At 73.4% G+C, this 1,551-nt stretch carries 2 protein-coding genes; both read right to left on the reverse strand.

Features of this window, described 5'->3' with window-relative positions; translation table 11 throughout:
* The coding region (locus I59_RS06045; RefSeq protein ID WP_022903094.1) for a hypothetical protein at positions 1-1,020 on the reverse strand (1,020 nt) is incomplete at its 3' end.
* A gap of 49 nt (positions 1,021-1,069) precedes the next feature.
* Complete coding sequence (locus tag I59_RS19335) at positions 1,070-1,477, reverse strand: TIGR03943 family putative permease subunit (protein WP_049976538.1); 408 nt, start codon at positions 1,475-1,477, stop codon at positions 1,070-1,072.
* Positions 1,478-1,551: the final 74 nt, after the last annotated feature.

Raw genomic sequence — 1,551 nt, forward strand, 5'->3', positions numbered from 1 at the left:
GTCCGTGCTCCCCTCCGGCGTCGCGATGGGCGTCCGTCGGCCGTCGGTCAGGTCGAGGTACTCGATCCCGGTGCCGGTCTCGACCACGGCCGTGGTGCCGGAGGCGACGAAGCCGTGCAGGGTCGTGGCGCTCCCCAGCCGCACCGCGGCGACCGAGCCGCTCATGTCGACGAGGACCAGGTCGTCGCCACTGGTCCGGACGAGCGCGCTCTCGGTCCGCGGGACGTACGCCCACTGTGCGACGGTCATCGGGACGGCGCCGGTCGTCGGTCTGCCGTCCGGCGCGATCGCCACGGGCATGTGGGTGCCGGTCATGTCGACGACGTAGAGGCCGACGTCGGTCGAGCGTCCCGACGACGTGTCGGCGTACTGGAAGCCGAAGGAGGCTCCGTCGTCCGCAGCGTGGAGCGCGGTCACCCGTCCGGCCGCGGTCGGCAGCGTGATCCGCTCGACGGGCAGGTCGTCGTCCTGCACGCCGCCGGCGAGCCCGACGACGTCGATCGCCGAGGCACCTCGGCCGACGTCGCGGACGACGACCAGCGACCGTCCGAGGCGCGCGTACGCCGTGATGCCGTCGTCCGCGTACACGGTCGTGGCGCCGCCGGCGTCGAGGGAGCGTCGGACGATCCGGTCCTTCCCGCCGCCCGGTCCAGCGGGGACGAGCGCGAGGACGTCGGTGCTCCCGGTGCGGACGGTGGCGCGGAGCGTCGCGCTCGACGACTGCCCGGGCGCACGGACACCGGTGACCGCGATCTCGTACGACCGGTCGTAGTCGAGCGGTCCGGCGAACTCGACGGCGATCGTGTTCCCGCTCGACGTGACCGTGTGCGCCGCTGCCGGTCGGACCACCACGTCCGCGGGGCGCACCGCTTGGACGGCCTGGTTCGCGGTGAGGATCACGCGCTGGGCCGGCTTCGCCACCAACCCGGCGGCGTCGTACGAGACGGCACGGAGCCGAGGACCCTGCTGCGCGCCGACGACCGCGGCGAGCGCACCGACGACGATGAGGACGACGGTCACCGCGAGGTACCGCGTCCGGAAGCGGTCGCGACGGGGGCGTCGAGCGTGGTCAGTACTCGTAGGGGTCACTCGGCTGCGCGATCTGTCGAACGGAGGACGCCTTCACGACGATCCTGGCGGCGGCGGACTGGTCGGGGTTGGCGACGAGGGAGCCGCGCACCGTGACCCAGCGGTCCGCGTCGGGGACGGCCCCGGTCGTGGTCACGCCGAGGCCGACCGGTTGCGCGTCGACGGCGCAGCAGCTGATCACGAACCGGGTCAGCGTGAACGATCCGTCGCCGGCAGGGACGACGAAACCCGTGAGCTCCACCCGCTTCCCGACGAGGGCGCTCGTGTCGGTGGACTGGCGGATGAGGGCGGCCCAGTCCTTCACGCCGTAGTCGGACGTGTCGACCGCGTCGCTGCCGAGGAGCGAGACCCCCCTGCGCTCCGGTCGCGTTCGACAGCGTCGCGGCATCGACGCTCCGCTGCTGGGCGGTCCGGGCGGACAGCGTCGCGGGCGGCAGCACGAGCATGGCGACCGTCACCCGA

Source organism: Curtobacterium sp. B8, assembly GCF_000333315.1.
GTDB classification, from domain to species: domain Bacteria; phylum Actinomycetota; class Actinomycetes; order Actinomycetales; family Microbacteriaceae; genus Curtobacterium; species Curtobacterium luteum.